This window comes from Anatilimnocola aquadivae (genome assembly GCF_049819085.1).
In the GTDB taxonomy this organism is placed as follows: domain Bacteria; phylum Planctomycetota; class Planctomycetia; order Pirellulales; family Pirellulaceae; genus Anatilimnocola.
Genome location: NZ_CP187419.1, coordinates 2433427 through 2447054 on the forward strand (window position 1 = coordinate 2433427; position 13628 = coordinate 2447054).

The 13628-nt window shown below is 57.6% G+C and carries 20 protein-coding genes; 18 read left to right on the forward strand and 2 right to left on the reverse strand.

The features are described 5' to 3' along the window. The first annotated feature begins 12 nt into the window (after positions 1-12). From NA78x_RS09805 to NA78x_RS09830, 6 genes are all read left to right on the forward strand, one after another. Positions 13-603 (forward strand): NfeD family protein, encoded by a 591-nt coding sequence (locus NA78x_RS09805; protein ID WP_425618259.1) that lies wholly within the window; start codon positions 13-15, stop codon positions 601-603. A gap of 237 nt (positions 604-840) precedes the next feature. Then, complete coding sequence (locus NA78x_RS09810; RefSeq protein ID WP_425618260.1) at positions 841-1080, forward strand: hypothetical protein; 240 nt, start codon at positions 841-843, stop codon at positions 1078-1080. 544 nt (positions 1081-1624) lie between these two features. After that, positions 1625-2308: a hypothetical protein gene (locus tag NA78x_RS09815; RefSeq protein WP_425618261.1), complete on the forward strand. Its 684-nt coding sequence runs from the start codon at positions 1625-1627 to the stop codon at positions 2306-2308. A 42-nt stretch (positions 2309-2350) separates the two neighbouring features. After that, positions 2351-2854 (forward strand): pantetheine-phosphate adenylyltransferase, encoded by a 504-nt coding sequence (coaD, locus tag NA78x_RS09820; RefSeq protein WP_425618262.1) that lies wholly within the window; start codon positions 2351-2353, stop codon positions 2852-2854. Between the two features lie 189 nt (positions 2855-3043). Beyond that, on the forward strand, positions 3044-4024 hold the full coding sequence (locus NA78x_RS09825) for an IS30 family transposase (protein WP_425613887.1): 981 nt from the start codon (positions 3044-3046) through the stop codon (positions 4022-4024). Between the two features lie 291 nt (positions 4025-4315). Continuing rightward, entirely contained in the window at positions 4316-4576 is a 261-nt protein-coding gene (locus tag NA78x_RS09830) for a hypothetical protein (protein ID WP_425618263.1), read from the forward strand. A 463-nt stretch (positions 4577-5039) separates the two neighbouring features. Here the strand turns inward: NA78x_RS09830 and NA78x_RS09835 are convergent, their stop codons facing one another. Beyond that, entirely contained in the window at positions 5040-6248 is a 1209-nt protein-coding gene (locus NA78x_RS09835; protein ID WP_425618264.1) for a peptidoglycan-binding domain-containing protein, read from the reverse strand. A gap of 1030 nt (positions 6249-7278) precedes the next feature. Between NA78x_RS09835 and NA78x_RS09840 the strand changes: the two genes are divergently transcribed. From NA78x_RS09840 to NA78x_RS09875, 8 genes are all read left to right on the forward strand, one after another. After that, on the forward strand, positions 7279-7476 hold the full coding sequence (locus NA78x_RS09840; RefSeq protein WP_425618265.1) for a hypothetical protein: 198 nt from the start codon (positions 7279-7281) through the stop codon (positions 7474-7476). Positions 7477-7693: 217 nt separating this feature from the next. Further along, positions 7694-8230 (forward strand): hypothetical protein, encoded by a 537-nt coding sequence (locus NA78x_RS09845; protein WP_425618266.1) that lies wholly within the window; start codon positions 7694-7696, stop codon positions 8228-8230. 82 nt (positions 8231-8312) lie between these two features. Next, positions 8313-8762 carry a DUF7684 family protein gene (locus NA78x_RS09850; protein ID WP_425618267.1) on the forward strand — a complete coding sequence of 150 codons (450 nt, stop codon included), beginning with the start codon at positions 8313-8315 and terminating at the stop codon, positions 8760-8762. Between the two features lie 59 nt (positions 8763-8821). Beyond that, positions 8822-9097, forward strand: coding sequence for a hypothetical protein (locus tag NA78x_RS09855; protein WP_425618268.1), 276 nt, complete (start codon positions 8822-8824; stop codon positions 9095-9097). 205 nt (positions 9098-9302) lie between these two features. Continuing rightward, a complete protein-coding gene (locus NA78x_RS09860) occupies positions 9303-9788 on the forward strand; it encodes a hypothetical protein (protein WP_425618269.1) in 486 nt (161 codons plus the stop codon). A 15-nt stretch (positions 9789-9803) separates the two neighbouring features. Continuing rightward, entirely contained in the window at positions 9804-10121 is a 318-nt protein-coding gene (locus NA78x_RS09865; protein WP_425618270.1) for a DUF2695 domain-containing protein, read from the forward strand. A 124-nt stretch (positions 10122-10245) separates the two neighbouring features. Next, complete coding sequence (locus tag NA78x_RS09870) at positions 10246-10491, forward strand: hypothetical protein (RefSeq protein ID WP_425618271.1); 246 nt, start codon at positions 10246-10248, stop codon at positions 10489-10491. A 113-nt stretch (positions 10492-10604) separates the two neighbouring features. After that, positions 10605-11015 (forward strand): DUF3592 domain-containing protein, encoded by a 411-nt coding sequence (locus tag NA78x_RS09875; protein WP_425618272.1) that lies wholly within the window; start codon positions 10605-10607, stop codon positions 11013-11015. 40 nt (positions 11016-11055) lie between these two features. Here NA78x_RS09875 and NA78x_RS09880 read toward each other — a convergent pair whose 3' ends face one another. Further along, the gene (locus NA78x_RS09880; protein ID WP_425618273.1) at positions 11056-11226 is read right to left on the reverse strand and encodes a hypothetical protein; all 171 of its coding nucleotides are present in this window, start codon (positions 11224-11226) and stop codon (positions 11056-11058) included. Positions 11227-11475: 249 nt separating this feature from the next. Between NA78x_RS09880 and NA78x_RS09885 the strand changes: the two genes are divergently transcribed. The 4 genes from NA78x_RS09885 to NA78x_RS09900 all read left to right on the forward strand — a co-directional run bounded on the left by NA78x_RS09885 (position 11476) and on the right by NA78x_RS09900 (position 13601). Further along, positions 11476-12012: an SMI1/KNR4 family protein gene (locus tag NA78x_RS09885; protein WP_425618274.1), complete on the forward strand. Its 537-nt coding sequence runs from the start codon at positions 11476-11478 to the stop codon at positions 12010-12012. Between the two features lie 45 nt (positions 12013-12057). Next, positions 12058-12408, forward strand: a complete 351-nt coding sequence (locus NA78x_RS09890) for a DUF2200 domain-containing protein (protein ID WP_425618275.1) — start codon at positions 12058-12060, stop codon at positions 12406-12408. 92 nt (positions 12409-12500) lie between these two features. Further along, entirely contained in the window at positions 12501-12905 is a 405-nt protein-coding gene (locus NA78x_RS09895; protein WP_425618276.1) for a ComEA family DNA-binding protein, read from the forward strand. A gap of 24 nt (positions 12906-12929) precedes the next feature. Then, positions 12930-13601, forward strand: coding sequence for a tRNA-uridine aminocarboxypropyltransferase (locus tag NA78x_RS09900; RefSeq protein ID WP_425618277.1), 672 nt, complete (start codon positions 12930-12932; stop codon positions 13599-13601). Positions 13602-13628: the final 27 nt, after the last annotated feature.

A 13628-nucleotide genomic window follows, 5' to 3' on the forward strand; every position in this document is an offset into this window, starting at 1 on the left:
AGAATCGGACGTATGGACTATTTCATCTGGGCTTTGATTCTGCTCGGACTCGGGCTGTTTTTTCTCGTCCTCGAATTCTTCATTCCCTCGGGTGGAATGCTGGGATTGCTCTGCGCGCTGTGTCTCATCGGTTCGGTGGTGCTCGGCTTTATGTCGGGTTCGACCCGAGGCGCGGCGCTGTTGCTGGGCATCATGATCATCGTGCCTGCATTCCTGTTTGCCGCGATTCACTACTGGCCGGAAACGACGATTGGCAAGCTGATTCTGATTCCCCGCCCCAGCCATGCGGACGAAGTGTTGCCCGATACGACCGCCTATCGCGGGCTCCACTCGCTGGTCGGCAAGCGAGGGGTGGCCAAGAGTCTGATGTTGCCCGGCGGGATCGTGCAAGTCGAAGGGCAAAACTACGACGCCATCAGTGAAGGCTCGACCATTGAAGCTGGGCAACCAATCCTCGTCGTGCAGATCTCGACGCAGCGCCTCGTCGTCCGCTACGACGACCGCCCTTTTCAGCCCGCCCAACTGGTCGAATCGAAGCCCGCCGAAGCCGCACTGCCCGCGGAGTTCGAGGACCCGTTTGCCGAGGAAGAGTCGAGAAGCTAGGAAGCACGCCGACCAAATTCCCCAGCTTGTGTAGCTCCTTCCATCCGTAAAACGGCAGCCAGTTTCCTCTGGACGCAAAAATTCCGTTTGGGTATGGTCCCCCCGGAAACGATCAACCCGACAGGCGGCGGAAACCGAATTTTCCTAAGAGACCGGTCAAGGATGACTCGTCCCCCGAGCTAGCGAACCATCCGCTGGCATCCCCGCTTTGGAACATAAAGGCAAGGAGGCCTGTCCATGCAACTCAATCTGTTCACTTGGATTCGTGAAGGTGTCCGCCGCAGCGTGCTGCTCGGCGTATCCGATGCTGTTGAAGCACTCGGCACTCCCTCGGGAGACGACGTCTTCCACCAGAACCTCGGCAAGCTGATCGACCACACCCCAGCTGACGACGGTCGCGCGACGCTGATCGGCGATACCAAGCGCACCAAGCGTCTGGGCCGTTCGCTGAAGGACTTCGATGGCGCTGCCGGTTAAGCACCAAGTCTGGGTGGCCCCAACTGCGCGACAATGTGACGCATGCACTGCGGTCGAGGTGGTTAGGACGCGTCTCGTCACTACGACTGGCTGTTTTGAACTCGCCACTTTGGGGAGTGACAATTTCGCGTAGGGTTATCACCTAGGTTTGGACGATGAATTCCTTAGACAACGGCCGCTGGCAACAGCGTTCTTGTTGAAGAGCCCCGGCACTGCCCCGCTGGGGCTTTTTCATGCGCCCACCCAAAACAGCGAGTCGCGAGAACTCACCTACATTGTCTCGCTTTCGCGAATGATGAAACGGCTGCTAAAGTTCGATACACATACATAGACGCCGATCCACGGTGTTTGCGAGTGAGGGGCAGGCTCACACACCCAACGTGGATCGGTGTTTTTCTTTTCGCGCGTCTCGCTCTGCTTGCAAACGCGTAGCTCTTGCTTCACTGGCCCGCTCGCCCGATATCCTGCGCAGACCCTACCAGCAATCTGGTAAGTTATTCTCGGTCTGCACTCCTCTTCTGGCGTTCTTCTTCAGGCATCTGCCATGTCCGCTGAATCGACTCCGCTCGACCCGTATCAGTCGCCAGCCGATGCGCAGGAGCAGTTTGCTAAGACTGTGGTGAAGCCAGAAGGTCGCCCATTGGCGCTTTCGCTGGTGTGCGTCTTGTGCCTGGTAATTGGCGTGATGGGGGCCATCAATGGCCTGATGGCAGGCGGCGCATTAATCGCGGGCAAGCAGTTGCAGGCCATGTTGCGGCCTGACGGCGACGAGAGCACCCTTAGCGACGTGCAATCGCTGCAGCAGCAAATTCAGGATCGCCAGTACCAGATTCAACAGCAATACTTCTGGCCCATCCTGGTCGCCACGTTCGTCAAACTGGCCGTCTGCATCGCGCTGGCGATTGCCGGCATGCGGGCGCTGTCTCTGCACGAAAGTGACCGCCGGCTGCTGTTTGCCGTCTGTGGCTTTGTCATCCTGTACGAGCTGCTGTGGTCGGTAATTCAGTTCTCGGTGCAGTACCATTCGCTGCTCATCATTCGTGAATTGACGAACGACGACGGACCCCGCAGCCAGCAGCTGGAATACATGGTCTCACTGATGAACAGTACCGTGTATGGCGTGCTGATTGGCCTGATTTTTCTGCAACTGGTGAAGATCGCCTTCTTTGCGAGTAATATGCTTTACTTGCGGCGCGCGGACGTACGCGCTCTCTTTCGCCAGGCATAAGGTGCCGCGCGAATCGCAGCCTGCAGTCTCTGGAATTCCCTCATGACCCGTTCCGATTCGCGCCTGGCCGTTTATACCGGCTCGTTCGATCCGCTCACCCTCGGACACATGAACGTCATTCGCCGCGCCGCCAAGCTGGTCGATACGCTGATCGTCGGCATCGGCGTCAACGCCGACAAACGCTCGCTCTTCACGCCCGAAGAGCGCGTCGAGCTCGTTAGCCATGTCACAAAGCCGTTGGGCAATGTGGTGGTCAAGTCGTTCTCGAACCTGGCGGTGGCCTTCGTGCGCGAATGCGGCGCGCGGGTGATGGTCCGCGGCGTTCGCCCGCTGACCGACCTGGCCGGCGAGTTCACCATGATGATGGCCAACAAGCACCTCGATCCCGCCATCGAGACAGTCTTTCTCATGGCCGACGAAGAGTTCGCCCACGTCAGCAGCTCGCTCATCAAGCAGATCACACCCCTCGCCAACGACGAGATGCTCGCCCGCTTCGTCCCCCCTGAGATCATTCCGGCCCTACGGGCGAAACTGGCGAAGGACTAGTTGCTTCAACCGTCGAATGAGCCGGAACACCGTCAGCGCCCGGAGATTATTTTTACCGACAGGTGCGGACGGTCACAGGCGCTGCCACACTTGAAGTGTCCGCTATCACGGGCGGAATTTGCGTGAAGATCCACCGCCGGGGAGTTTGAATGAGGTTAGTTCAACCACTCTTCAAACGGAGTCCCGGCGATGGAAGAGCGACAAACCTATCGGCATTTTACGTTGGTCGAGCGGCAGGTCCTAGCGCAGCTGGTGGCCATGCGCGCCACGCAGCAAGAGATGGCAAGCTGCTTGGGTCGTGACGTGCGAACGATCCGAGCCGAGCTCAAACGCAACTCGCGTTATGGTGGCTACTCTGCGTGCGAAGCGCAACGCTTGTCCGAACAGCGGCGTTGCCAGGCTCGGCAGAAGTGCCGCAAGTTACGCCGACCCGAGTTGGTGGCAGTCGTCACGGCAGGGCTCCGTAAGCGCTGGTCACCCGATCAAATCGCTGGTCGTTTGAAGCGGCAATTCCCGTGCGAACCGCAGCGCCGCTGCTCTAGTCAAACGATCTACCGCTGGATCGACACCGACGATTTCGGTTACCTTTGGCGGCGAATGTTGCGAAACCACAAACGCCGCAAACCTCGTGCGCGGCAGGTCAAGTCACCGGCGCGCGAGATCGCCGGGCGGCCCGAGATCATCAACCTTCGAGAGCGAATCGGCGACTGGGAGGGAGACACGATCGTCGGCCGTGGCGGGCGGGCCTCGCTGGTCAGCCTCGTCGAACGGAAAACCGGCTTCGCCTTGCTGCTCCCGGTGGAGAACCGCTGTGCTCCCACGGTGAACAGCGCGATAAAACGGCGCTTAGGCACGCTTCCACCCGAGGCTCGGCACTCGCTGACATTCGACAATGGCTCCGAATTTGCCGGTTACCAAGAGCTGATGTCGAGTCTGTCACTCGACATTTATTTCGCCACGCCACGCTGCCCTTGGCAACGTGGTAGCAACGAGCATTTCAACCGCCTGGTCCGCGAGTTCTTCCCCAAAGGCACCGACCTGCGGGGGCTGAACCGGCGCAAGTTAGCCGAGGTGCAGCGGTTATTGAACCAACGACCACGCAAACGCTTAAACTATCAAACCCCCGACGAAATCTTCTCCGAATTCTGCCAGCGGACACTTCTAACTTGACAGCGCCACACTTCTAACTTGACAGCGCCTTTATACAAGGTACTGATATTGTGTCAATAACTTAATGTTCAGTTGCTGGAAACATTCCGGGCGGCTGAATGGCATGCCATGCTTGCCAACCTGCCCGGCTCGCTGCGCAAGAGTTGCTGGTTTGCCTATCAGTTGACTTCCCGCGTGTAACCCGCGTACTCTACTGCAGATAAAATCGCATTCACTCCCTTGATCACCGCTCCGATGAACTTGACGGCTGGGCAAGAGAATAAGTAGTTATCCCGCGCGGAGGCTTCAACGATGCGATACGCTGTCTTTGCTGACGTGTCGCGCCGACTCACGGGGCAAGAGCAATCAGCAGTCTGCGAAGCTCTTGAGGTGAACGTGCCTGGCAGCGGGTGCGTTGGGCGTGACAAACTGGTCAATGACGAAGTGTACTTTTGCGTCGAGGCGTCTTGCGAAGAGGACGCACGTGCCCGAGCCCGCGACTACATGAACACTGTGCTAAAACACGCCGGACTGGACGTGCAGTACACGCTCTCGCTGCAGCCAGCCCGGTAGCACTGTCGAGTGCTGTTTTTGGTGCCACTGGCTGCGGCCAGTGCTGAGCTTTAGATCGATCAGGCTATGTTCGGGACAGGCCAAGGGCAATTTTACCAGCGGGTGAAACTGCCAACGATTCGCTAATACCAATTGACGATGACCGAACCTCCCCACAAACGACTGCCGCGACATCATGAACCGGAGGACTGTCGAAAAGTTCAACCGTTGTTATCTTCGCAGCCCACTGGCAAAATGGCCCTGAGCCGCAACAGCCTGGCTGAGCCTCGCCATACTTCAGGCACTGTCAATGACAGTGGCACCCCAAAAACAATACGCTTTGTCAGTGCCACCAGTGCGCCGCCTACCATGGGCTTTGGAGTTGGGCCTTTTCAGGGCCGCAGGGAGTTTTCGACCGCGAGTCGGGATTGCAGGCTCTCCTGGCCCAGCGATGATGCGACGCCAAAGAGCAAGCATCACTCCCTCAATTCAACTTTCCATTCACGTTATGCACAATCACCACGGTAGTGACGTAGGGGTTGTGGCCGGGGTGGCGCTCGTGCTGCAGAATCCAGAACGCGATCTGGCCGGGAGAGCCGTGGGGGAGCGGCGGAAGGACGTCGCCATTATCGACGCCGAAGTGGTCGATCAGGGTGAATTCGAGCGTGGCTGTGTAGGTCATGGTGATGGGGTTGGCGACGAAATCGACCAAGGCAACTCGCCCGCCCTGGAAGCTGCCGCCGATCACGGCCTGCAGCTTGATTTCGGTGCGAGGAACCAGGATGTCGATGCTCGTCTTAATACCGTTCGGGTTGACTCGTTGTCGACGGCCAAAACGGCCTTTATCTTCGGTGTTCGCCTCCAAGGCATTGGGGTCTAGTACGCCAGTCGCTGCCTGTTTTTTTAATGCAACTTCCAGTTCATCGGCAATCGCTTTGCTGGCCTGTTTGAAGTTGTCGGTCCCGGCTACCTGCGCGGAGAGGTCGGAAGTCGAATCAAACACACTCGGAGCGCCGGCTCTTTGATTGGTCACAAAGCGAAGGAACATCTCTTCACCGATGGTACCGGCCAGCAGTCGCAGTTCGGCTCCCATCATGGCTTGCAACAAGAACGTGGGGCTGCTGTTGAGCGCGACCACTACAAGCGCTTCCGCTGGCTTCAGCCGCGGGTTCGAGGGATTGCTGGCATCGAGATCGTTCTTGTCCGGACCGGGAACTCGATTATCAAATGTTTCGATCAACGTCATGGGAGATTTCAGGAAGGGGACGATGACCAGCAAGGGGAGCACATCGCCCAGCCCGTTCACTCCCAACTTTCCCGCGCCGCCCGAATCGTTCACACCCAGTTTGCCCGCACCGCCCGAGCCATTCACTCCTAACTTGCCGGGAGCTCCGTTCAATTTTTTGAGCATCTCGGTGTCGAGTGCTGCGATCGTCTTCTTGCCTACGATCTCGTCGACCTTCCCTTCAAAATTCAGGATCTGCCGTTTCGTCTTGAAGGCTCGCACCGCGGCGGCCGTGGCAGGACCAAAAGCGCCATCGGCTTTGATGTTCGCTCCATCCGCCAGGCTGAGTGCCTGTTGAATCTTAGTAACGTGCGGCCCCTTCGCCCCTTGAAAGATGTGAGCCGCATCGGACACCGCAGCAGCATCAAGCTTGGCATCACCACGTAACAATTGCGACTGCAGAGCCATACGAACATCTCTTTTGCGAAGGGCAAACACTGTGACGATCTCGTTCCGCTCCGGATAAGATAAGTCTCGTCAGCTGCGTCATCAAGCGCGCGTTAAACAGATGGCTAGAATTCATAGGGACAATTGCCTCTCGCCTATGATCCTCGCAAGACATCGGGTGGCATGGGTGTACTCACCCATGTCTTCCCCTGGTCTTATGCGGTAAGGTTCCTCGCCAGGCCAGCTGGAGATCAAATCGATTTCGAAGCCTGCGACGACGCAGCGCTTCCTCAGAATCGCCTGAGTTCCAGCAGGTACTGCCCAATCCCTCGCCCAAGGATGGCCATAAACACGCGCTGAGTACATCCGTACCACCCAGATAATAGGTGGCCACCCGGCCATCTCGCTGCGCAAGAGTTGCTGATTTGCTTATCAGTTGACTTCCGGCGTGTAACCTGCGTACTCTACTGCAGATAAATCGTATTCACTCCCTTGGTTACCGCTCAGATTAACTTGACGGCTGGGCAAGAGAATAAGTAGTTATCCGTCAAGGGCGAGCCGATGGACGAACAGTTCCACGCGATGTTAGAAGCAAAGATGGCCGAGTACCGCGCTTGGTTCGCCGGTCGCGCGGTCGCGTCGTGTAGGCTGGTCCACTACTGCGAGGTCGATCTCGTCGGGGCGAAGTCGCTGTCTTTCACTGACGTCGAGTCGGAGATCGCAGGGCTGGTCTGCGAAGGTTTCCGTGTCGACTGGGCAGAGCATGAGGCTCGGCTGTACTTGCGAGTATGGGAAGGCGGCGGGCCCGGAGCCGGAGTGGTCGAAGGTCTTTGCCGAGGAGCCGCTTGCAGACATTGATGAGCTGCTGCGCGAAGCCGGCTTTGACGGATAACCAGCCGTTGCACCTGACTGCGGCGGCACTACGGCTTTTCAGAGTTCTAACGTCTCACCAGCCGCCGTGCAGGTGACCTCAATCGTTCTGCCATAGAAGTTGGTGTGCCCCATGCACATCGCCAAAATCAATCGACAACATCGATTCAAGGAACATGCGATGAACAAAGTGCTGCTGGTTAATCTCGGCTTTTGGGCGACCGCGATCGCATTTCCAATCGTCATTCGTTTGCTGCCATCAAGTACAGGCGAGACGCCGAAGTTCTTCGAGTTCTTTGTCCCTCTGTTCCAAATGATGCTCGCAGGTGGCGCAACGTATCTCGTCAAAACTTCGATCGAAAAGAAATCAGCTAACTGACTGATTATGGCCGAAGCGTCAATTCTTTCGCCACGATTGAGGCGATCCCGAAGTTGACACGCAAGCCATAAGGCATGCAACAATGAAGACAAAACTGCGACCGGCAGCAATGGCCGAACGAGGCGGTCAACCGGTGCGGCGGGACGCGAGTTTTCCAGAGTCAACGGTTTCTGGCCGCCGCCCAGCTACCTTGATCGTTCGCGTCAGGAGACGACAGTTGGAACGACTCTATTACCCTTGTGTCCTGCGGATGAATGGGGCAGATGTCTTTGTCGTGTGGTACCAAGAGGATCGCGATGGTTTCGTTCGGCAGCCGGATGGCCATTTGCTTCATGCACGGTCGTTGGAAGGACTCGCATCCGCCGCAACTGAAATGGGCCTGTCGCTTGTTCCGGAAGAACCAGCGCGGTACGACTTCGATCAGCTTCGAGAGTGGTGCGTCGGAGCTGATGGTTCAGGCGTCAATTACCGGGCTTTCCTCAATGCGTGGAATTTTTTCGACGATTTGGCTCGGTTCCACGATGAGCCCGATTCCGACTACGCCAAACTCAGCCGGAGTGCCCAGCAAAGTTACGATAAACTATTTTGGGGTAACAATATTCCCGCCATCACTCCACCTGGCGAACGGTTCACTCCCGTTTGGAGTACCGAGGAATTAGAAGAAATTCGTCAGGTGATGCAAGCTGGCCTCAAACTCGTGGTTGCGGAGTTGCCGCCCGTGGAGGGGCCGCCGCGAACCAGCCGTTGCACTTGATCGGGCTGGCATAACGGCTTTTCGAAACATCCCATTCCTTGCAGCCGGTCCGGCCGGTGAATGTCATTACGTTATCCAGCACATGCAGCAACTCGCGACTAAACCCGATGTGCGACTGATGACGTTATGGCCGCCGTATCGTTTCGAGTCGCCGTTCGCCGGGAAAGGCTACGTCCTGCTCTTGCACTCGGACGATCCCAACATTCCAGCCGACGCACAGTCGGCCCTTGCAGATCAAATCTTCGCGACGGGGTGCCGCTACGCTTGCTGCAGTGGCGTCGCCTGCAGCAGTTGGGACGACGCGATCGATTTCGCGTTCATCGCGACTGATCCGAACTATCAACCGTCTGACGAGCGGTTGTTGATGACGACTTGGCATGAGCGGGAAAGCCTGAGCGAAGTAGTGTGGTTCGCGTTGAACAACACGAGCTTCGACGACTTCGTAGCGGAGCGGTTTTTGATCGTCCTGCTGAGTCCCGTGGGCGGCCGCGAGGAAGAGGTCCGAGCGGCTGCCGCGGCGTGTGCGGGATAACCCAATACTGTACCGGCCGGGCGAACGGTCTCTACAAACTTGTAAGCTGGTCGTCGGCCTTGGCCAATAAACTGTGGGAAATTATGCCGCCAACTCACCTCGATGGTGCACTCGTTCTGTTTTGGGCTGAAGGTAACTTTGGCACCTGCATTGATGATGCACCTGTTGTTGCCCTTGCAATTGCGAGGTACGACAGCGATCCTCAGATCTACCTGTTTGCTTGCGACAAAGACTGGCGCGTTCGCGGTGATTTGGCATATTCATCAATCAGCTCAGCACAACAGGATGCCGAGCGATACTACGAGGTGTCGCCCATCCGCTGGCAGGCGCCATAATCCACCGCGGGAGCAAACCGCGGCAGGGTGGCATGGGTGTACTCGCCCATGTCTTCCCCTTGTCTTATGCGGTAAGGTTCCTCGCCAAGCCAGTTGGAACTCAAATCGATTTCGAAGCCTGCGACTGCCGCTCTCAATGAAGTTCAGAAAAGAGGTTTGTTCAACGCTTGGGAAATGACAAGATAAATCGTTCGAGGATGCCACTATGGACTTCTTTACACCCCGTCAGCGAGCGGTCCTGTTTGAGGCCGACTTTCAAAGCGGCGCGACGATTGGACATTATTGCACAGTTATCGAGATCCTTGCCGATCCTCGGTTTGCGGTCGTTTATCTTGCTCATCGAGATGCCTACCAGCAGGTCGCGGTCGAAGACCTGCTGCCGATCGCGGAACGGGACTCAGCGGACTTTCCTCTGCTGGGTAAGATCTTCGAAATCCTATTTCACACTGACCGATGCAGCGAGCGCGCCTTGGTGGGCGAATATCAGATTGGTTCGGCGGCCTGGCAGAAATTCTGCTTTCAAAGCTGCTCGCAGCCAACCGCAACCTACCAGTTAAATGCCCCGGTAGCAGGTAACCGGATGATGTATGGCGAACTGACCTACCGCGTTCCGGAGTCGATTATCTTGGATCGCAACTACGTGCGGCGGGCGTTCGCCGACCTATTCCACTTGCAGGCCTCCAACCGCTGACCGTCCGGGGGACGCGTGTCCGACCGACCCGACAAACAGAGTCGCAAGACCCAGCTGCAGGCGTGGCGTGCGCAGCAGCGCGCGGCCGCGCGGGCCAAGCTCCCGTTGCCCGACGAGCAGATGCAGGCGATGTTCGACATGCTCGATTGGGCCTTGCCGGACCGCGGCTGCGACCACACACTTCGCATGGTTCGCGAGTGGGCCGAAGAGGCTGGTCTTTCGTTCGACGCCGTCGCAGCATGGTGTCTTGAGAACGGCGGTAACTGCGACTGCGAAGTTCTCGCGAATTGCGAAGAGTGTTGGCAAGACGCGAAGCGCGACGTGAATCAGTAGCTGCGGCCGCGCGGCCAGCTTGATTAACCGTCGCTACAGCGGACGAGGCGACGGTATCCTTCACTTGCGGTCGCGTGTGCGCCGCCACAGTCAGTAATCGGCATTACTTAATCCGGCAACAATCATGAGCCAATGGAAGTCCGTCGGCGTGGTCGCAGAAGGCAACCCGATCTCCATCGGTGGTGTCGATCCGTGGAAATACGAATGGCGTCGCGTGCAGGATGAGCCGATCCAGTTGCCGCATCCCAGTTACCCGAATCAAAAGCACGGGATGTGGGTCTACGAAGTTGAGAGCAACGGCAGGAAAATACTCTTTGCCAGCGGCGAATTGTCGGCAAACGTCTGGGGTTTTTACGTCCCGGTTGGTTAACCACACGCTGCGCTGAACCGGCCCCGCTCTGCTTGTTCTGATAAAATGAAGTCAGAACGGCGCAGCGGCCGGTGAACTCCAGTCCGGGCGGAGGATTGGCTCACGGAGATTCGATGGCGATTTTGTTAGCTCTCGGCTTGGGTCTCTTCGGTGCTTTGTGCCTGGGCATGGGTCTGTTCTGCTTCTTCCGAGATCGCCGCCTGCTCTCACATTTTTCCGAGGTCGGCGAAGGGGTCGTATCCGGATTCACTGAGCCCGACGATGAAGGGTTCGTCCGCCCCCGGGTTCGGTTCGCCCGCAGCGGGGTCATTGTGACCATTACCGGGTCCTGCGGCTCCAACCCACCCGCTTACCAACTCGGCCAGAAGGTGCCGGTGCGTTATCCTCTCGGGAAACCGGGCAAGGCCATCATCGCCGATTTCAACCATCTCTACCTGTTCGAGGTCTCGTCCATCGTATTCGGCGCGGCATCTGTCGGGGTGGCAATCCTGCTCGTCGTTCTCTATTTCTATGTGCAGCCATAACAAGGGGTCGCAAGCTCTGAAGAGGCAACGCTGTTCGAGTTTACGCAGCTTCCAACGCGGCGTAGACCTTGCCATGCTGAATCAGCCACGCGCTGTCGCCGCGATTGGCGTGCTCCTTCACCGCTTTAAGTAGCTGAATTGTTTCCGACTCATAGCATGGCTCGCTGGGGTCGTCGGCCGGAATCACCATTTCGACCTCAACGGCGACCACGTATTTCTCCGACTGGATGAGCCGTGTCCGTTTGATTCGCTCTCCTGGAATTCACATCAGATTACCTCAATCGAAGAAGTGGACAGTGATTAGCTTGGCAACGCCACTTTGCTGCAAGTAAGACCATTACCACCCAGCAACGACTAATTCGCAGAGCTGAGTTTTGGTCAATTGACGCCCCTCATGCTCCAATTTAGGTTATCAACACTGTTCAAGAGTATTTAGTTTTATCGCCCGAGAGGACACACCGTGGCAAAGATCGCTAATCCTCAACCTGCCGGCCCCACAGACGCAAAACAGATCGCGGCGTTTGAGAAGCACATTGGGCACAAGTTGCCGTCGGCCTACCGCGAGTTCCTCCTGACGCACAACGGTGGTCGCCCGGTTCCCGACGCGTTCATGCTCACGACTGACGACCGAGAGCCCGAGGAGGATCTCGTGCTGTGTTTTTTCCCCTTGCGAGATATTTCGCTCGGAGAGGTGGACGTGGAAGAGATGGACGAGCTGCATACGTGGCCGCTGCACTGTGCTTGGGACGATTTGCAGAATGATCTTGAGAACCTGTACGAGATGGAGCTCGATCCGCCGCTTCTCCCAATCGGGACGGACGGGTCAAGCAACTACCTAAGTCTCGTGCTTAGCGGTGAACGGGCCGGCGCCGTGGTTTTCCTCGATCACGAGACGGCGGAAGATTGGCCGCTGGCACCGAGTTTCTCTGCCTTCCTCGACTCTCTTAGCCCCCGTAAGCGGAAAGACTACCACAAGATGTTCGGCACTGGGGACTAATCTTGCGCGGCGGTGCGACGGACGACATCACCAGAAGGAACCACCATGGCGAAACATAAAGTGTTCGCGATGAATTTTGCCAAGCTCTATCCGCTGTACGTGCAGAAGGCGGAACGCAAAAATCGCACGCAGGAAGAAGTGGATCAAATCATCTGCTGGTTCACTGGCTACGACCAGGCTGGGTTGCGGCGGCAGATTGAAGAGGAGCACGACCTGGAAACCTTTTTGAATCAAGCGCCGGCGATTCATCCCAATTGCGCGCTGATCAAAGGTGTCGTGTGCGGTGTTCGTGTCGAAGATATCGAAGATCCGTTGATGAGAAATCTACGCTACCTGGACAAGCTCATTGATGAGCTTGCCAAGGGCAAAGCGATGGAGAAGATTCTGCGGCAATAGCTTGCGGAGCGTTCGAAGTTGGCTAGGTTTTCAGGTAACATCAAGCCAGAGTTTCTCCGCTTCTCTTGCTCTGCCCTTGAAGCCTGCTTGTGATGTCGTCCTCCCAACCACCTTCGAACCACTGGCCGCGGTGGTCGCTGCGTGGGGTGGATCAGGGAACGGCAGCGGTCGTGTTGGTGCTGGCCCTCGGGTATTTGGGCTGGCATTGGTGGCAGCATCAGCAGGTGCGGGCGCGCTTGGTCGACTACGATCGCACTCCGGTGATGGTCGCGCAGTTCCAGATTGATATCAACGCGGCCGATTGGCCCGAGTTCGCCCTGTTGCCGGGTGTGGGCGAAGTGCTCGCCAAACGAATTGTCGACGATCGAACCGAGAAAGGGCCGTTTCGCGATTGGAACGATCTTCGCCGCGTGCGAGGCATTGGCCCGAAGACATTCGAGAACATCAAACCTTATCTGTTACCGATGGCTGATCTCGATGCAACGGCCGGAAGTTAGCCCTGAAGCAAAGTACGACCGCCGATGCTCGAACTCTTGAGATCCGTTCCCCAACTCGACGACGCACTAGCGCGCGGTCATCGCGATCGTTGCTACGATTGCTTTCGCCCGGCGGTGGATTGCTTTTGCGAGACAATTCCGCGGATAGCCAACCGGACCGAGGTACTGATTTTGCAGCATCGGCAGGAGCGGTTTCATGCGTTCAATACTGCGCGAATCGTGCGGCAGGCTTTGCAGAATTCGGTGCTGCTGATCGATCGCACGAAACGGCTCGCGGAGCGAATGGTGCTGCGACCTGGCGCCGGCCTGTTGTATCCCGGGCCCGGTGCCCAGATGCTGACCGCGGAGGCCATTGACCGGCCGCAGCAACTGGTAGTCTTGGATGGGACGTGGCATCACACCAAGACGCTGCTGCGAGATCTGCCGGCGCTGCAGGCGTTGCCGCGTTATCAACTGCAGCCTGCGGAGCCCAGCCGATTTCGCATTCGCCTCGAACCACAGGCGACGTGTCTCTCGACTGTCGAAGCAACCGTTGCGGCCCTGCGACTACTCGAGCCCGAGACAACCGGCTTCGATCAACTGCTGGCTGCGTTCGACCGGATGGTCGAGCGGCAACTGGCTCGCGCCGCGAAGTTTTATCCGCTGGCGGCGGCCGAGAATTACACCGCTGCGAAGAGCATTCACGAGGCACTATGATGTGCAGCAACTCACCCGCCCCAGCCT